12 protein-coding genes are annotated in these 17,013 nt (G+C 63.9%); 6 read left to right on the top strand and 6 right to left on the bottom strand.

Annotated elements, in window-relative coordinates; all coding sequences use genetic code 11:
- Positions 1-130: 130 nt before the first annotated feature.
- Positions 131-4,444, top strand: coding sequence for an Lhr family helicase (locus ACLEJQ_RS20530; protein WP_440797870.1), 4,314 nt, complete (start codon positions 131-133; stop codon positions 4,442-4,444).
- Positions 4,445-4,579: 135 nt separating this feature from the next.
- Here the strand turns inward: ACLEJQ_RS20530 and ACLEJQ_RS20525 are convergent, their stop codons facing one another.
- Entirely contained in the window at positions 4,580-6,667 is a 2,088-nt protein-coding gene (locus tag ACLEJQ_RS20525; protein WP_440797868.1) for a mechanosensitive ion channel family protein, read from the bottom strand.
- Positions 6,668-6,953: 286 nt separating this feature from the next.
- Between ACLEJQ_RS20525 and ACLEJQ_RS20520 the strand changes: the two genes are divergently transcribed.
- From ACLEJQ_RS20520 to ACLEJQ_RS20505, 4 genes are read left to right on the top strand one after another with little or no spacing between them, the layout of a single operon-like run.
- The gene (locus tag ACLEJQ_RS20520) at positions 6,954-7,880 is read left to right on the top strand and encodes a DUF72 domain-containing protein (protein WP_440797866.1); all 927 of its coding nucleotides are present in this window, start codon (positions 6,954-6,956) and stop codon (positions 7,878-7,880) included.
- The gene (locus tag ACLEJQ_RS20515) at positions 7,877-8,689 is read left to right on the top strand and encodes an endonuclease/exonuclease/phosphatase family protein (protein ID WP_440797864.1); all 813 of its coding nucleotides are present in this window, start codon (positions 7,877-7,879) and stop codon (positions 8,687-8,689) included. The genes ACLEJQ_RS20520 and ACLEJQ_RS20515 overlap by 4 nt, the downstream gene beginning before the upstream one ends.
- Positions 8,686-9,984: a cardiolipin synthase ClsB gene (gene clsB / locus ACLEJQ_RS20510; RefSeq protein ID WP_440797862.1), complete on the top strand. Its 1,299-nt coding sequence runs from the start codon at positions 8,686-8,688 to the stop codon at positions 9,982-9,984. Before ACLEJQ_RS20515 ends, clsB begins: the two co-directional genes overlap by 4 nt.
- On the top strand, positions 9,971-10,987 hold the full coding sequence (locus tag ACLEJQ_RS20505) for a lysylphosphatidylglycerol synthase domain-containing protein (RefSeq protein WP_440797860.1): 1,017 nt from the start codon (positions 9,971-9,973) through the stop codon (positions 10,985-10,987). The genes clsB and ACLEJQ_RS20505 overlap by 14 nt, the downstream gene beginning before the upstream one ends.
- 125 nt (positions 10,988-11,112) lie before the next feature.
- Here the strand turns inward: ACLEJQ_RS20505 and ACLEJQ_RS20500 are convergent, their stop codons facing one another.
- The 3 genes from ACLEJQ_RS20500 to ACLEJQ_RS20490 form a co-directional block, all read right to left on the bottom strand.
- Positions 11,113-11,871 (bottom strand): alpha/beta hydrolase family protein, encoded by a 759-nt coding sequence (locus ACLEJQ_RS20500; RefSeq protein ID WP_440797858.1) that lies wholly within the window; start codon positions 11,869-11,871, stop codon positions 11,113-11,115.
- Positions 11,861-12,970, bottom strand: coding sequence for a DUF3182 family protein (locus ACLEJQ_RS20495; RefSeq protein ID WP_440797856.1), 1,110 nt, complete (start codon positions 12,968-12,970; stop codon positions 11,861-11,863). Before ACLEJQ_RS20495 ends, ACLEJQ_RS20500 begins: the two co-directional genes overlap by 11 nt.
- A gap of 308 nt (positions 12,971-13,278) precedes the next feature.
- A complete protein-coding gene (locus ACLEJQ_RS20490; protein ID WP_440797854.1) occupies positions 13,279-14,277 on the bottom strand; it encodes a GlxA family transcriptional regulator in 999 nt (332 codons plus the stop codon).
- A 99-nt stretch (positions 14,278-14,376) separates the two neighbouring features.
- Here ACLEJQ_RS20490 and ACLEJQ_RS20485 point away from each other — a divergent pair, with 99 nt between their 5' ends.
- A complete protein-coding gene (locus ACLEJQ_RS20485; protein WP_440797853.1) occupies positions 14,377-14,931 on the top strand; it encodes a cysteine hydrolase family protein in 555 nt (184 codons plus the stop codon).
- A gap of 73 nt (positions 14,932-15,004) precedes the next feature.
- Here the strand turns inward: ACLEJQ_RS20485 and ACLEJQ_RS20480 are convergent, their stop codons facing one another.
- Together ACLEJQ_RS20480 and ACLEJQ_RS20475 are read right to left on the bottom strand one after the other, a co-directional pair.
- Positions 15,005-15,520 (bottom strand): single-stranded DNA-binding protein, encoded by a 516-nt coding sequence (locus ACLEJQ_RS20480; protein WP_053151937.1) that lies wholly within the window; start codon positions 15,518-15,520, stop codon positions 15,005-15,007.
- Positions 15,521-15,529: 9 nt separating this feature from the next.
- Positions 15,530-16,927 (bottom strand): MFS transporter, encoded by a 1,398-nt coding sequence (locus ACLEJQ_RS20475; RefSeq protein ID WP_440797851.1) that lies wholly within the window; start codon positions 16,925-16,927, stop codon positions 15,530-15,532.
- Positions 16,928-17,013 lie beyond the last annotated feature (86 nt).

Here is a 17,013-nt window from a genome sequence, read left to right as displayed (position 1 = left end):
TCGACTGCATGTTGTCTGACGAAACTCGGTTGACTGTGGGAGCGAGCTTGCTCGCGATGAGGCCCTACCTGGTAACGGAGATCCCGATCGGTACTTGCATCTTCCCCACCCCACCCGCATAACTGCTCCTATGAATCTGCCCCTCGCAGCCGACCACGCCATGGCGGGCTTTCACCCTGCCGTGCGCGCCTGGTTCAGCCAGACATTCCCGGCGGTCACGGCCGCCCAGGCCCAGGCGTGGCCGTTGATCAGTCAGCGCCGTTCGACCCTGGTGGCCGCGCCCACCGGTTCAGGCAAGACGCTGACGGCGTTTCTCGCGGTGCTCGACGATCTGGTGCATCGCGGCCTGGAACAGGGCGGCTTGCCGGACCAGACCCTGGTGGTCTACGTCTCGCCGCTCAAGGCCTTGAGCAACGACATCCAGATCAACCTGCAAAACCCGCTGGCCGGGATCACCGAACAGCTGCGACAAATGGACCTGCCGCCGCTGCACATCACCACCGCCGTGCGCACCGGCGATACCCCACAGAAAGACCGCTCGGCCATGCGCAAGAACGCGCCGCACATCCTGGTGACTACGCCCGAATCGCTCTACGTGCTGCTCGGCTCGGATTCCGGTCGGCAGATGCTCGCCAGCACCCGCACAGTCATCGTCGACGAAATCCACGCCATCGCCGCCAGCAAGCGCGGCAGCCACCTGGCCTTGAGCCTGGAACGCCTGCAAGCGCTGTGCGCTGAACCGTTGGTACGGATCGGCCTGTCCGCCACGCAGAAACCCATCGAAGCGGTTTCGCGTTTCCTGGTGGGCGAAGGGCGAACCTGCGACATCGTCGACATCGGCCATGCGCGCCCGCGGGATCTGGACATCGAGGTGCCACCGGTGCCGCTGTCGGCGGTGATGGCCAACGATGTCTGGGAGCTGGTCTACAACCGTCTGGCCGAACTGGCCCGGGAACACCGCACCACCCTGGTATTCGTCAACACCAGACGCCTGGCCGAACGCTTGAGCCGGCATTTGAGCGAGCGCCTGGGCAAAGACGCGGTGGCGGCCCATCACGGCAGCCTGGCGAAGGAGTTTCGCCTCGACGCCGAGCAACGGCTCAAGCGCGGCGAATTGCAGGTGCTGATCGCCACCGCCTCGCTGGAACTGGGCATCGACATCGGCGATGTCGACCTGGTGTGCCAGATCGCCTCGCCCCGTTCGATCTCGGCGTTCCTGCAACGGGTCGGACGCTCCGGGCACCACGTCGGCGGTACACCCAAGGGCCGGTTGTTCGCCACCACCCGCGACGATCTGATCGAATGCGCCGCCCTGCTCGACTGCGTGCGCCGTGGCGAGCTGGACATCCTGCACATCCCCAAGGCACCGCTGGACGTGCTAGCCCAGCAGATCGTCGCCGAAGTGAGCTGCCAGGAATGGCAGGAACAGGCGCTCCTGCAGATGTTCCGCCGCGCCGCGCCCTATGCTGAATTGGATGAAGGCCATTACCAGGCCTTGCTGCAAATGCTCGCCGAGGGCCTCAACGGTCGCCAGGGCGTGCGCAGCGCCTACCTGCACCGCGATGCCGTCACCCGCACCCTGCGCGGACGCCGCGGCAGTAAGCTGACCGCCGTGACCAGCGGCGGGACCATTCCGGATAACGCCGACTACAGTGTGCTGCTCGAACCCCAGGGCTTGAACATTGGCAGCGTCAACGAAGATTTCGCGGTGGAGAGCATTGCCGGCGACGTGTTCCAGCTCGGCAATACCTCCTACCGGATCATTCGCGTCGAGACCGGTCGCGTACGGGTCGAGGATGCCCAAGGCCAGCCGCCGACCATCCCGTTCTGGCTCGGCGAAGCCCCAGGGCGTAGCGCTGAGCTGTCGGTGGCGGTGGCGCGCCTGCAAGCCCAGCTGGACGCACTGCTTGATGCCACGCCGGGCGATCTGCAACCGGCGCTGGACTGGCTGACCGGCACCTTGCAGCTGAATCTGCCGAGTGCCGAACAACTGCTCGATTACCTGGCGCCGGCACGCCGGGCCTTCGGCGCCTTGCCGTCCCAGGACACGTTGCTGATGGAGCGCTTCTTCGATGAGTCTGGCGGCACGCAACTGATTATCCACACGCCCTTCGGCAGCCGCATCAACCGCGCCTGGGGCCTGGCTTTGCGCAAGCGTTTCTGTCGCACCTTCAATTTCGAACTGCAAGCCGCCGCCAGCGAAGACGCCATCGTGTTGTCGCTGTCCACCAGCCATAGCTTCGAGCTCGACGAAGTCTGGCGCTACCTCAACAGCCACAGCGCCGAACAGATCCTGGTCCAGGCGGTGCTGGATGCGCCGCTGTTCGGCGTGCGCTGGCGCTGGAACGCCGGCGTGGCCCTGGCACTGCCGCGTTATACCGGCGGGCGCAAGGTCGCACCGCAGATCCAGCGGATGAAAAGCGAAGACCTGATCGCCAGCGTGTTCCCGGACCAGATCGCCTGCCTGGAAAACCTCGCCGGTGAACGGGAGATTCCCAATCACCCTCTGGTGGAGCAGACCCTCGACGATTGCCTGCACGAAGCCATGGACAGCGAAGGCTGGCTGGCCCTGCTGCGGCGCATGGAAGCGGGCGAGGTTCGGCTGATCAGCCGCGACCTGCCGGCGCCCTCGCCCCTGGCGGCGGAGATCCTCAGTGCCCGGCCCTATACCTTCCTCGACGACGCGCCACTGGAAGAACGGCGCACCCAGGCGGTGATCAACCGGCGCTGGAGCGACCCACAGTCCACCGACGACCTCGGCGCACTGGACGCCGAGGCCATCCAGTCGGTGCGCGAAGAAGCCTGGCCGACGCCGACCAACCTCGATGAAATGCACGAAGCGCTGATGAGCCTGGCCTGCATCGCCGACAGCGAAGCCAGCGCCCACGGGCCCTGGCTGGACTGGTTGCGCACGCTGGCCGAGCGTGGTCGCGCCAGCCACATACAGATCAGCGCCGAGCGCGGTTTATGGGTGGCCTTGGAACGCCTGACCTGCCTGCAAGCCATTTATCCACAGGCCCAATGGCAGCCGCCACTGACGCCGCTGGCCGGTTTCGATGAAGCCTGGGACAGCGACGAAGCCGTGGTGGAAGTGCTCCGCGCCCGGCTCAGTGCGTTCGGGCCGCTGCCGCTGAAGGCCATTGCCTACCCGCTGGGTCTGTCGACGCCGCCAGTCACCCAGGCCCTGGCTCACCTGGAACAGCAAGGCTACGTATTGCGCGGTCGCTTCACGCCGGGCACCGGCCAGGAAGAATGGTGCGAGCGGCATTTGCTGGCGCGTATCCATCGCTACACGGTCAAGCGCCTGCGACAGGAAATCGAGCCGGTGATGTTGCAAGACTTCATGCGATTCCTGTTCGACTGGCAGCACCTTTCCACATCGACCCAAGGCCGAGGCAACGCCGTGCTGCCGTCAATCGTCAGCCAATTCGAAGGCTACCCGGCCGCCGCCTCGGCCTGGGACAGCGACTTGCTGCCGGCGCGGATCAAGGACTACTCGCCCACCTGGCTCGATGAGTTGTGCCGCAGCGGCCGGCTGGTCTGGACGCGCCTGAGCGCCCGACAAAAGCTTTCGGCCAGCGCGCTGCGCAGCACACCAGTGGTGTTGCTGCCGCGCAGCCAGGTCGGCCTATGGAGCAGCCTGGCCGAACAGACGCCCCTGGAAGAACTGTCGCTCAAGACGCAAAAAGTCCATCAGGCCCTGAGCGAACATGGCGCACTGTTTTTTGATGAACTGCTGCACGAGGCTCATCTGCTGCGCGCCGAGCTGGAAATCGCCTTGCAGGAACTGGTGGGTGCCGGGCGGGTGAACGCCGACAGCTTCGCCGGCCTGCGAGCGCTGATCACCCCGGCCAGCAAACGCCAGGCCCGCAGCAGTCGACGCGGACGTGGAGCATTTGTCGGCGGCATGGATGACGCTGGGCGCTGGGCCTTGTTGCGCCGCAATGCATCCGCCGCTGTTGAAAGCAACCGCCCGGCGCCGACCCCGCCCGAAACCCTGGAACACATCGCCATGAGCTTGCTGCGCCGCTACGGCGTGGTGTTCTGGCGCTTGCTCGAACGGGAAGCCGATTGGCTGCCGAGCTGGCGCGAACTGCTGCGCACCTTCCATCGGCTGGAGGCTCGGGGAGAGATTCGCGGCGGGCGTTTCGTCAGTGGGCTGGCGGGCGAGCAGTTCGCCCTGCCCGAAGCGATCCCGCTACTGCGCGAGGTGCGCCGACGGCCCACCGACAACAGCCTGATCGTGGTGTGTGGCGTCGACCCGCTGAACCTGGCCGGGACTCTGCTGCCGGGGGCGAAAGTGCCGGCGTTGGCCAGTAACAGGTTGGTGTACCGCGATGGAGTGCCTGCGGCGGCGCTGATCGCTGGCAAACCGGTTTTCTGGATGGAATTGGATCAGCAGGGGATGGCTGAGGTGCGCAGCAGGCTGATTCAGAAAGGTTGAGGGTGGCTGGACCGGCCTCATCGCGAGCAGGCTCCCTCCCACAGTGGACTGAGTTCCTTCAGCAAGAATGCGATCACCTGTGGGAGCGAGCCTGCTCGCGATGAGGCCCTACGCCCCACCCGAAGGCCCGGCCCTTCAATGCGCTTGACCAGGCACCTCGTCCCCGCCTCTCGGCTCCCCCACCAACCGCTGCGGCATTACCACCTGTTGTGGATAAGTCTGCGCGAAATGGACCGCCGGGTTCTCATCCACCAGTTTCTTCAGCCGTTGGTTGAACGCCCGGCTCACTGCATATTGCCCGCCGGAGACGGTACGGAACTGCGCAGTCAGCACCACGCCATTGAGGTCCATCCGATCCACCCCAAACACATCCAGCGGCCCCTGCAGGTTGAACTTGAGGAACGGGTCCTCCGAGATCGAGCGCCCGGCTTCGCGAATCAGCTCGATGGCCTGGTCCACATCGCTGTCGTAGGTGAACTGCACCGAGAAGAACGCGAAGGCGAATTGCCGGGATTGGTTGGTCACGGCCTTGATCTGGCCGAACGGCACCGAGTGGACGAAGCCCTTGCCGTCGCGCAGGCGCAGGGTGCGGATGGTCAAGCCCTCGACGGTACCGGCGTGGCCGGAACTGAGCACCACCCAATCGCCGACGGACAGGGTGTCTTCGATGATGATGAACAATCCGGTAATCACGTCCTGCACCAGTTGCTGTGAACCGAAGCCGATGGCCAGGCCCACCACCCCGGCGCCGGCCAGCAGTGGCGCGACGTTGATGCCCAGGTTGGCCATGGTGGTGATCGCGCAGATCACCACCAGGATGATTTTCGCGGCATTGCGCAGCAACGGCAGGATGGTCTTGACCCGCGTGCTCGGCTGGCGGGCTCCGCGTTTGTTCAGCGGCGGCTTGAGGGCTTCCTGGATCGCCGTGTCGAGCACCACCCAGGTCAGCCAGGTCACCAGGAAGATCAGGCCGATGCGGCTCAATGAATCACTGATCGCCCGCCCTACCGCATTGCGCGACGCGAACTCGAACAGCGAGATTCCCCAGATCCGCCCGAGGATTTCAATGAACGCCACCGCCATGACAATCCGCAGCAAGGCATGCGCCAGGCTCAGCAACCGGCCTTTGTAGGCGCTGTTGCGCTGGACCGTCTCGAACCGGGGAGACTTGAACACCTGCTGGAACACCGTACTGAGAAACACCGTGGCGATCAGCAGGATGGTGGTGAACAACGCGCAGCGCAGGGCCTTCTGGTTATCTTCGCCGACGCCGATCAGGCTCACCGCCGAGACCAGCACCATCAGCAGGATCGGCCAGTTCCACAAACCCGAGAAAATCCGCAGCGACTCCTGCAAGGCCGGCTGTTTCAGGCGTTGCGCCAGCGGCCGGTTGCGGATCAGATGCGCCACCGGGCGGCGCATGCGAATCACCAGCCAGCCGAAGATCACCGAAGCGAACAGTCCGGTGAACACCGCGACACTGCTGGTGATATTGCCACCCAGTTGTCGGGCGATCTGCGGGCTGGTCAGCGCATCGCTGAGGGCCGCGAGAAAGCCGATCAGAAACAACGGCCGCGGGCTGAAGCGGCGGATGATCGACACTGCCCGGCGCTTGTGCCCGGCGTTGAACATCACGATCACGCAGAGCAGCACCGAGGTGGAGAAAATGCCGCTGCTGGTGGCGTAGGCGAAACACAGCGCCAGGGCGCGCCCGACCGAAACTTGCAGAAAGTGGCTGACGTACAGCGTCAACGGCAGGCACACCAATGCCGGGAGCGTGTAGGGCAACAGGTAGCCGAGCAGGTCGCGAATGCGCCGGCGGCTGCGCAGCCAACGCCCCGGGCCGAGGCGTCGCATCAGCAGGCGGGCGCCGGTCCAGATCAGCGCAAACGTCCCCAGCCAGACGCCGGACAGCAGCATGAAATCGCCGGCTACGCGCCAGGAAGAACGGGAGGTCTGGTCCACCAGCCGATCCACCTCGTCCGCCGCCCGATCCGCCCGCAGACGCCAGGCATTCACCAGGCTCTGGTTCAGTTCGAGCTTGTCCTGGACGTCGTCGATGCTCGAACTGATGGCACCGAGCAATCCGCCCTGCACCAGCGGCTCGGGTTCGGTCGGGGTCTCGCTGGAAGCGGGCGTACCGGGAACGGCAGCCGTTGCGAAGGCGACGTTGCCGGTCAGTGTCAGCAGGACCAGCAGCAATGCAGCAGTCAATCGAGACAAAACGCGAGGCTCCTACGCAGGGGGCGGTAAGGAACTGATCCCTATCGGGCGGGCAAGTTCGCTCCCAGGATCAACACCAGACCCTGTGGCGAGGGAGCTTGCTCCCGCTGGGGCGCGCAGCGGCCCTGTTTTTCCGGGGCTGCTGCGCAGCCCAGCGGGAGCAAGCTCCCTCGCCACGAGAACCGCACCAGGCCCCACCGCCGAGCAATCCAGCGAAACTTTCCGCCCCGCCCGACAGTCATCACAAGACACAGGCAGTACGAGGTCATTGGCACGGGAGGGACACATGACGGCGATCCACATTGGCATTTCCGGTTGGCGCTACACGCCTTGGCGCGGTGATTTCTATCCCAAGGGGCTGACCCAGAAGCGGGAATTGCAATTCGCCTCGCGTGCAGTCAACAGCATCGAAATCAATGGATCGTTCTACGCCCTGCAACGTCCCGAACGGTATGCGCAGTGGTACGCCGAGACGCCGTCCGGCTTCGTCTTCAGCGTCAAGGCGCCACGCTTTATCACCCATATCAAACGCTTGCGTGACGTCCATAAACCGTTGGCCAATTTCTTCGCCTCAGGAGTGCTGGAGCTCAAGGAAAAACTCGGCCCGATCCTCTGGCAGTTCCCACCGAGCTTCAAATTCGACCCCGAGCTGTTCGAAGACTTTCTCAAGCAACTGCCCCACGACACAGAAGGCGCCGCGGCACTGGCACGCGAGCACGAACCGCGCCTGGACGACCACGCCAGCACCCGTGCCGATAAAAAGCGCCCATTGCGCCATGCCGTCGAGATCCGCCATCAGAGCTTCATCGACCCGCACTTCGTGACCCTGCTCAGGCGCTATGACGTGGCCCTGGTGATCGCCGACACCGCCGGCAAATGGCCTTATCGCGAAGATGTCACCAGTGACTTCATCTACATCCGCCTGCACGGTGCCGAAGAGCTGTATGCCAGCGGCTACACCGACGAAGCGTTGAAACGCTGGGGCGACCGGATCGAAGCCTGGAGCCACGGCACGCAACCGGATGACGCGCAACTGATCGATCCGGAAAAGAAGCCCCGGGCGCGCAAGAGCCGCGAGGTGTTCTGCTATTTCGACAACGACATCAAGGTCCGCGCTCCCTATGACGCGCGTCACTTGCTGCACCGCTTCGAACTGGACAAAGACCTCGCCACTGCGCCCGGAGTCAGCCCGGCCGAGGGGGTATTGTCATGAGCAGCCGGCAGTCCACCGAGACCACCCGCGAGCCGACCCAGCCCGTGAACCAGGACCTTGCCCCGGTCAATCGCTTCACCGTACTGACGGTCAACACCCACAAAGGCTTCACCGCCCTGAACCGCCGCTTTATCCTCCCGGAATTGCGCGAAGCGGTGCGCAGCGTGGCCGCCGACGTGGTGTTTCTGCAGGAAGTCCACGGCACTCACGAACACCACCCCCAGCGCTACAGCAACTGGCCGAGCATGCCGCAATACGAGTTCCTCGCCGACAGCCTCTGGCCGCAATTCGCCTATGGACGCAACGCGGTGTATCCGGAGGGTGACCACGGCAACGCCTTGCTGTCGAAATTCCAGATCATTCGCCACGACAACCTCGACGTGTCCATCAGCGGCCACGAAAGCCGCGGCATGCTCCACAGCGTACTGCGGCTGCCGGGCGTCGAAGGCCAGCAAGTCCATGCGATCTGTGTGCACCTGGGGCTGCGCGAAGGCCATCGGGTCGAACAACTCAAGCTGCTGTGCAAACGCTTGAGCGAACTGCCAGCCGATGCCCCGGTGATCGTCGCCGGTGACTTCAACGACTGGCGCGGCAAGGCCAGCGCCTTGCTACAGCCCTGTGGGCTGCGCGAGGTGTTCGCCGAACACTGGGGCAAGCCGGCCCGCAGTTTTCCGGCGCGCCTGCCGATGCTGCGCCTGGACCGCATCTACGTGCGCAACCTCAAGGCCCGCCAACCCCAGGTGTTGAGCGTACGCCCCTGGTCGCACCTGTCAGACCATGCCCCGCTGTCGGTGGAGATCGAATTATGAGCGCGACGATGAACAAGGCGACGGTGGAACAGGTCGAGGCGCCACCCACCGAGCGCAACCCGGCGCTGGTCGATGTCGAATATGGCTGGCACGGCAATAACCGCGTCACGCTGCTGGAAAACGGCGAAGAGTATTTTCCACGAGTCTTCGAGGCCATTCGCCGGGCCGAAAAGGAAATTCTCATTGAGACTTTCATCCTGTTCGAAGACAAGGTCGGCAACGAACTGCGCGACCTGTTGGTGGACGCCGCCCAACGCGGCGTGCGCGTCACCCTCAGCCTGGACGGCTTCGGCTGCGGCGAGCTGACGCCCAACTTCCTGGCGTCGTTGAACGATGCCGGTGTGCGCCTGCAAATGTTCGACCCCGCGCCCCTCCACTTGGGCATTCGCACCAACTGGTTCCGCCGCCTGCACCGCAAGGTGGTGGTGATCGACGGAGTGATCGCGTTCATCGGCGGGATCAACTTCTCAGCCGACCACTTGGGCGATTTCGGCCCCGAGGCCAAACAGGACTATTCGGTCGAGATCAAAGGTCCGGCGGTGGTTGATATCCACCATTTCGCCTTGATGCAGAGCGGTCGTCCGGCCCGGGCCAAATACTGGTGGCAGCGACGCCGCAGCCGGCGCAGCGAGTTGGCGTTCAGCGATCACGACGGCCAGGTGCGCCTGGTCTATCGCGACAACCATGATCACCAGACCGACATCGAAGAGGTCTACCTGCAAGTGCTGCGCAGCGCCCAGCGCCGGGTGATGATCGCCAACGCGTATTTCTTCCCCGGTTATCGGCTGTTGCGGGAGATGCGCAATGCGGCGCGGCGCGGCGTGGAAGTCAGCCTGATCCTGCAGGGCCAGCCGGACATGATGATCGCCAAGCTCGCGGCGCGGATGCTCTACAGCTATCTGCTCAAGGCCGGCGTGGTGATCTACGAATACTGCGAACGGCCGCTGCACGGCAAGGTCGCGCTGGTGGACGAGGACTGGAGCACCGTGGGTTCTAGCAACCTCGACCCCTTGAGCCTGTCCTTGAACCTGGAGGCCAATGTGCTGATCCGCGACCGCACGTTCAACCGCCAACTGCACGAGCGCCTCGACTACCTGTGCCGCAATCATTGCACCGTCATGCGCGAAGCCCAGGCCCCACGCGGCCTGATCTGGCGCATGACCATCGGGTTCATGGTGTTCCACTTCTTGCGCCACTTCCCGGCCTGGGCCGGATGGCTGCCGGCCCATAAACCGCGTCTGAAACCTTTTTCGCCGCCGACGGCGGTCCGGAGCGAACCCCATGAACCACTCTGAAGCGCAGACCGCGCCAAGGGACACCCGAGCGCCGGACCAGGCCAAGCCCGCCTCGCGCTGGAGCCGCTGGAAAAGACCGCTGACCCTGGCCTTCTTCCTGCTGCTGATCGTGCTGTTCACCGCCCTGGCTCGGCGCATCGACTGGTCGGAGGTGTTCGATACCCTGGCCGACTTCAAAGTGCGCACACTGATCATCGCCGCAGGGCTGACCATCATCAGTTTCATCACCTACGCCTGCTTCGACTTGATTGGCCGCACCTACATCCGGCAGAAACTGGGCTGGCGGCAGATCCTGCCCGTGGGGGTGATCAGCTACGCCTTCAACCTCAACCTCAGCGCCTGGGTCGGCGGCATCGCCATGCGCTATCGACTGTATTCGAGGCTGGGGGTCAGCACCGGGAACATTGCCAAGATCCTCGGACTGAGCCTGGCAACGAACTGGTTCGGCTACATGACCCTGGCCGGCGCGGTGTTCAGCAGCGGCCTGGTAACGATGCCGCCGGGCTGGAAACTGAGCAGCGGTGCGTTGCAGGGCGTGGGCGTTCTGTTGCTGCTGGCGAGCGCCGGGTATCTGCTGGCCTGTCGCTTCTCCAAGCGCCGGGCGTGGACCATTCGCGGCATGGAAATCAACCTGCCCTCACTGCGCATGGCGGTCTTGCAACTGGCGCTGGGGGCGCTGAACTGGTCGCTGATGGCGGCGGTGATCTTCACCTTGCTGCCCAGCAAACTGGAATACCCGGTGGTGCTCGGGGTGCTGCTGATCAGCAGCATCGCCGGGGTCATCACGCATATTCCGGCGGGGCTTGGGGTGTTGGAGGCGGTGTTCATCGCCTTGCTGCAGCATGAAGTGTCGCGGGGTAGCCTGCTTGCGGGGTTGATTGCTTACCGGGCGATCTACTTCATCCTGCCGTTGTTGATCACGGTGGTGATGTACTTGGTGATCGAGGCGAAGGCCAAGGCGCTGCGGGTGAAGCCTGGGGTCAAGTCATCAAGATCTGAATAATGGAGCGTCTGGACGGGCCTCATCGTCGGATCGCCGCCCGGAGCAAGCTCGCTCCCACAGTTTGAAATGAGTTCCCCTGTGGGAGCGAGCTTGCTCGCGATAGGGCCCTAATTGTCACTACAAAATCACCGCTCCTGAATAATGCTCAACCGCTCCCCTACCACCATTTCCGTGATCCAACCCACCAGGATCGAGGTGTAGGCCTGTTGTGACACAGGGTCGCTCAAGGCATGGTCGGCGCCATCGATGATCCGGTGGGTCAGCGAATGGGTCTGCTGGCAGGCCGCTCGATAGCTCATGATGGTGGCGTGAGGGACATGATCATCCGTTTCGGACTCCACCAACAGCACATCACCGGTGAATTTCGAACAGGCCTGCAAGGCGCGGTTGGTGTCGGCGTGCACCAGGGTGCTGCGGTAATCCAGCAGGTCGGCCTTGTCCAGATCGCGCTTAGGCGTATTCCATTGTTCGTCGCGATACAGCGCCGGCACTCGCAAGGCCAGCCAGCGCACCGGTCGCAGCGCGGTCAGGATCGAGGCCAGGTAGCCGCCGTAGCTGGTGCCCACCACGGCAATCGCCGAAGTGTCGAGGGCCGGATGGGCCAGCAATCGATCATAGGCCGCCAACAGGTCGCGAAGATTGTCTTCCCGCGTGACCCGCGACAGGGGAATTCCCGCCCCACCGGTATGACCGCGCAAATCGAAGGTCAGGCATACGCAGCCCAGGCCGGCGATGCCCTTGGCCCGTTCCAGGTCGCGCTCCTGGCTGCCGCCCCAGCCGTGCACGAACAACACGCCGGGGACCTTGGATTTGGGACTCAGGAAAGTCCCGTTCATCCGTTCATCGTCAATCTCGATCTGAATGGTTTCGCTTCTAGCCGTCATAGGAATGAACCGTCACGTATTTGAGAAGGAAATCGCCATTGTGCGCCGGGCCGCGGTAGACCTCCCGGGCTCCGGGCGGCAGCGGTTGGTCGACATAGGTCTCCACCGAGGACACCCGCACGGCGCAGGTTTGCGGGTCCTCGACGAACGCCTGCAATGCCGCCAGCTCGGCACTGCTGGCCCCGCCCATGCGCCAGGACTGCTCCAGGACGCCGCCGCGGGGCTGCCCCCCGACATCCAGGCCCTGGGCGATGTCGTAGTTGCGCCGGGACGCGAAAAAGTTCGGGTAGGCCTGGTTCGCTGCGTCATCGAACACCTGCGCCAGCCGCACCGCCTCACGTACATCGTCGGGCAGCTCCAGCTTGAGCAGTTCGATATAGCCGCCCTGGGCCACCAGCAAGTCCGAGCCGCCGTAGACTTCCAGGCCTTCACTGTCGCGGGTCAGGTGCTGCACACCGCAATAGCTCAAGACCCAGCCGTCGATGAAGCTCTGGCCGACGCTCTGAGTCTTGACCTCACTGAGGTTCTGCTCCAGCACCACACCATCGCGAAACGTCGCTTGGGCGTCGGGCGCAGCGGCCAGTTCATCGAACTGCGCCAGGCTCGCGATGACCCGCTGGTCGCGTCCGGCAGAGGCATGGATCGGCTTGAGGCGGATCGCCCCGTTGTACAGCAGATGCTCGGCGGCCAGGCGTGCGTCCTTGAGCGAAAAGACCGTCACGCCATCCAATACCGCGCTGCGGGTCAGCTTGGCAAACAAAGGCGACCAACCTATTGGCGCCACCGCGTGCTTATTCAACAGACCGTGGGCGATCGCCTTGGTGCAGATGAAATCATGCTCGACGAAACCGCCCCACAAGTCCTCCGGCCCTTGCACGCCCAGGCGCTGCGCGGTCTCGGTGCCAATCAGGGTTTGGGTGGGCAGCCAATACAGATCTGGAGCGACGGCTTGCTGCCCGTCATGACTGCCGCCGAATTCCCATCCGAGAATCTGCGCCAGCCAGCGGGCCAGCGCCCGATTGGTCTCGACTTCGTGGAGCGGTGCGTGAGGATTGACCGAATGAGCCATTACCGTTTTCTTGCGATTGACCGACGTCATGCGTTGCCCTTTTTCCTGCGCTCGATGGCTGTCGGTAAAGGGGTGCAGAGATCAGGCCAACGCCGCGCCACTGGACGCAGGATCAACGCAGCGGCGGGTTGGAGGTGAAATGGATGGCACCTGGCCTGTTTCATTCTGCACGACAGGCCCGCACGATCCGGCAAAATGCACGATATCCTCGAAGCAACACATCCCCGTGGCGAGGGAGCTTGCTCCCGCTGGGGTGCGAAGCGCCCCTCAATGTCACAAATCGAACCAGGGGCCGCTGCGCAGCCCAGCAGGAGCAAGCTCCCTCGCCACAATGGGCTTTATTGTGGCCTTGAGATCGCGGGCGGACTCACCCCAAACCGTGCCCGATAGTCACTCGGCGCCATCCCGGTGATTTTCTTGAACGTGGCGCGGAAGGCACTCGGGTCCTGATAGCCCACCGTCCAGGCGATGTGGTCGATGGTGCCGTTGGTGAACTCGAGCATCTCCCGGGCCTTGCCGACACGCAGGTGCTGGCAGTACTCGGTGGGCTTGAGCCCGGTGGCGGCGCGAAACCGGCGCAGGAAGGTGCGCTCTTCCAGCCCGGCCCGCTCGGCCATCGCTCCCAGCGAAACGTCCACTGCGCCGCTGCCTTGCAACCAGTGCTGGACCTTGAGAATCGCCTTGTCCCCGTGCCCGAGGATCGGTGCGAAATTGCTGCCGCACTGGCTTGCACTGTCGCTGTGCTCGATCACCAGGAACTGCGCGGTGCGCGTGGCAATGCTCGGGCCGAGCAGGCGATCCACCAGGCGCAGGCCCAGCTCCGACCAGGCCATCAGTCCGGCGGTAGTGATCAGGTCGCCATCGTCGACGATGGGCTTATCGGCGTTGAGCTTGATCGCCGGGTAACGCTCGGCGAAACCCTTGGCGGAGGTCCAATGGGTGGTGGCGCTGCGCCCGTCGAGCAGGCCGCTTTCGGCCAGCAGGATCGAACCGACGCAAACGCCGCCCAACACCGTGCCGCCGGCGTGCAGCGTGCGCAACCAGTCCATCAGCGCCGGGCAAGCCAGGCCGTCGTCGAACGCGGCAATCGATGGCGGAATCAGCAACGCGACCAGCTGACCGGCCGGCCCGGTTTCGCTGTCGAATTCGCGCATCGGAGCCTCGCCCTGCCCCGCCCGCCAGTGGCTGACGCGCAAGCGCGGCAGCTGCGCGTTGGCCTGTTCGCCGGCGATCCGCCCCGCCACTGCAAACAGATCGGTCAAACCGTGCACTGCCGCCAACTGCGCGCCGGGATAAATCAGGATTCCCAACTCGGCGACTGCCCTGTGCTGCGTCATTGTCAGTTTTCCCTCGCTTTTTGTCGTTGCGGCCAATCCTCGAACCGGCGGCAAGCGCCAATACTGGCCGCACATCCAATCCGATCAAGGAAAGCCTCCATGTCCAAGCAAGCGCTCATCGTAGTCGATATCCAGAACGACTACTTCCCCCAAGGAAAATGGCCACTGGTCGATGCCGAAGCCGCCGCCGACAATGCCGCACAAATCATCGAAGCCTTTCGCCAGACCGGCGACCCGGTGGTGCACATCCGTCACGAATTCACCTCCGACGACGCCCCGTTTTTCACTCCCGGTTCCGACGGCGCGAAGCTGCACGCCAAAGTACTCAACCGCGCCGATGAACCGGTGGTGCTCAAGCACTTCGTCAATTCGTTCCGTGAGACCGAGCTGCAAGCCATTCTCGAGCAACTCGGTGTCGAGCAACTGGTCATCGTCGGCAGCATGAGCCATATGTGCGTCGACGGTGTCACCCGGGCGGCGGCGGACCTGGGTTATGACGTCACGGTGATCCATGACGCCTGCGCCACCCTGGACCTGGAGTTCAATGGCGTCGTTGTCCCAGCCGCCCAGGTGCATGCAGCCTTCATGGCGGCGCTGGGATTTGCTTATGCGAGCGTGGTGGGTACGCAGCAGTTCCTCAGCGCCAAGGCCTGATCAGCAAGCGTAAAAAAACCGCGCCTCGGTAACGAAGCGCGGTTTTTTCTTGAGCGAGGCTCTCGACTGCGTCTTAGAACGGAATATCGTCATCGAAGCTGTCGAAATCCGGAGCCGGTTGCGGCGCGGCCTGTTGTGGGGCCGGGCGCTCGCGCTGTGGCTGAGGCGCCGACTGTGGACGCGGCGCCTGCTGGCGCGGGGCGGACTGCTGGTAGTTGTTGCCACCTTGTTGCTGGTCGCCCTGTGGACGGCCACCCAGCAGCTGCATGGTGCCTTGCATGTCGACGATGATTTCAGTGGTGTAGCGCTTGATGCCGTCTTTTTCCCACTCGCGGGTCTGCAGCTTGCCTTCGATGTACACCTGCGAACCCTTGCGCAAGTATTCGCCGGCGATTTCCGCCACTTTGCCGAACATCGACACGCGGTGCCATTCGGTCTTCTCGACCTTCTGGCCGGTCTGCTTGTCGGTCCACTGTTCGCTGGTCGCCAGACTCAGGTTCGTCACGGCGTTGCCGTTCGGCAGATAGCGAACTTCGGGATCCTGGCCGCAAGTACCGACCAATATGACTTTGTTAACCCCACGGGCCATAACGTTCTCCTAGGCTTCGCACGCAGTCGGGGCCGGGTTGTTCACCAGGCGCTCGAGCGTCGCACGATCCAATAATTCGGTGTCCAGTTTGATATAAACGGCCGCTTCGTCGGCGACCACCACTGCATCGGTTACTCCAACGACGGCCTTGAGGCGCTCGGTCAGGCCTGCTTCGCGGATGGCTTCGGGCGACAACGGCAAGCGCAGGCTCGTCACATACGGAGGTTCGCGCATGGTAACAGCAAAAAGCAGCCAAAGTGCAGCCAGCGCGGCGCATCCCAGGAACACAACCGACAGACCGCCATGCTGGAACAACCAGCCGCCGAGGATCCCGCCCAACGCCGAACCCAGGAACTGGCTGGTGGAGTAGACCCCCATCGCCGTGCCCTTGCCGCCCGCCGGTGAAACCTTGCTGATCAACGACGGCAGTGAAGCCTCCAGCAGATTGAATGCGGTAAAGAACACCACAGTGCCGATCACCAGGGCCCGCAGGCTGTCGCCGAACTGCCAGAAGAATAGCTCAGTGAGCATCAGCGTCACGACCGCGCCGAGTAAAACTCGTTTCATTTTGCGTCGCTTCTCGCCATAGATGATGAACGGGATCATGGCGAAGAACGAAATCAACAAGGCCGTCAGGTACACCCACCAGTGCTGCTCCTTGGGCAGCCCGGCCTTCTCGACCAGCGCCAGCGGCAAGGCGACGAAGCTGGACATGAGCATGGCGTGGAGCACGAAAATCCCCAGATCCAGGCGCAGCAGGTCCGGATGTTTGAGAGTCGGGATCAGCGCCTGGCGGGCCACGCCCGACTCGCGGTGCTGCAACGGCCCGGTGGAGCGCGGCACCATGAACGCAACGATCAGAATCCCCACCAGTGCCATGGCCCCGGTCGCGAGGAACAAGCCGGACAGGCCAAAGGCGCGCGTCAGCAGCGGTCCTACGACCATGGCGACCGCGAACGACAGACCGATCGTCATGCCGATCATCGCCATGGCTTTAGTCCGATGCTGTTCTCGGGTCAGGTCTGACAGAAGCGCCATCACCGCTGCGGAAATAGCCCCGGCGCCTTGCAGGATGCGTCCGGCAATCACGCCCCAGATCGAGTCGGCGTTGGCCGCCAGCACACTGCCGAGGGCGAAGACGACCAGCCCCAGATAGATGACCGGACGGCGGCCGATGCGGTCGGAAATGATCCCGAACGGGATCTGGAAAATCGCCTGGGTCAGGCCGTAGGCGCCAATCGCCAAGCCGATGAGGGCCGGGGTCGCGCCCGCCAGGTCCATGCCATAGGTGGCCAGTACCGGCAACACCATGAACATGCCCAGCATACGGAAGGCGAACACCAGGGCCAGACCGCTTGCCGCGCGGGTCTCGCCGCTGCTCATGCGTTCGCTGTGGGGATCGTGCATGGAAAAACCTCATGTGAACCGGCGGCGATTCTACCAGTCCCATCGATTGAGGGGGTATATGGCGACCGTTTGCCGCGCAGTCTTCA

Source organism: Pseudomonas sp. SMV71, from assembly GCF_052042015.1.
In the GTDB taxonomy this organism is placed as follows: Bacteria; Pseudomonadota; Gammaproteobacteria; order Pseudomonadales; family Pseudomonadaceae; genus Aquipseudomonas.
This window is presented reverse-complemented; position numbering and strand designations above follow the sequence as displayed.

Bases quoted from the DNA above. Each gene is read 5' to 3' on its own strand.
- ACLEJQ_RS20530 (WP_440797870.1), top strand. From the start codon at position 131: ATGAATCTGCCCCTCGCAGCCGACCACGCCATGGCGGGCTTTCACCCT.
- ACLEJQ_RS20520 (WP_440797866.1), top strand. From the start codon at position 6,954: ATGACGGCGATCCACATTGGCATTTCCGGTTGGCGCTACACGCCTTGG.
- ACLEJQ_RS20515 (WP_440797864.1), top strand. From the start codon at position 7,877: ATGAGCAGCCGGCAGTCCACCGAGACCACCCGCGAGCCGACCCAGCCC.
- clsB (WP_440797862.1), top strand. From the start codon at position 8,686: ATGAGCGCGACGATGAACAAGGCGACGGTGGAACAGGTCGAGGCGCCA.
- ACLEJQ_RS20505 (WP_440797860.1), top strand. From the start codon at position 9,971: ATGAACCACTCTGAAGCGCAGACCGCGCCAAGGGACACCCGAGCGCCG.
- ACLEJQ_RS20500 (WP_440797858.1), bottom strand. From the start codon at position 11,871: ATGACGGCTAGAAGCGAAACCATTCAGATCGAGATTGACGATGAACGG.
- ACLEJQ_RS20495 (WP_440797856.1), bottom strand. From the start codon at position 12,970: ATGACGTCGGTCAATCGCAAGAAAACGGTAATGGCTCATTCGGTCAAT.
- ACLEJQ_RS20490 (WP_440797854.1), bottom strand. From the start codon at position 14,277: ATGACGCAGCACAGGGCAGTCGCCGAGTTGGGAATCCTGATTTATCCC.
- ACLEJQ_RS20485 (WP_440797853.1), top strand. From the start codon at position 14,377: ATGTCCAAGCAAGCGCTCATCGTAGTCGATATCCAGAACGACTACTTC.
- ACLEJQ_RS20480 (WP_053151937.1), bottom strand. From the start codon at position 15,520: ATGGCCCGTGGGGTTAACAAAGTCATATTGGTCGGTACTTGCGGCCAG.
- ACLEJQ_RS20475 (WP_440797851.1), bottom strand. From the start codon at position 16,927: ATGCACGATCCCCACAGCGAACGCATGAGCAGCGGCGAGACCCGCGCG.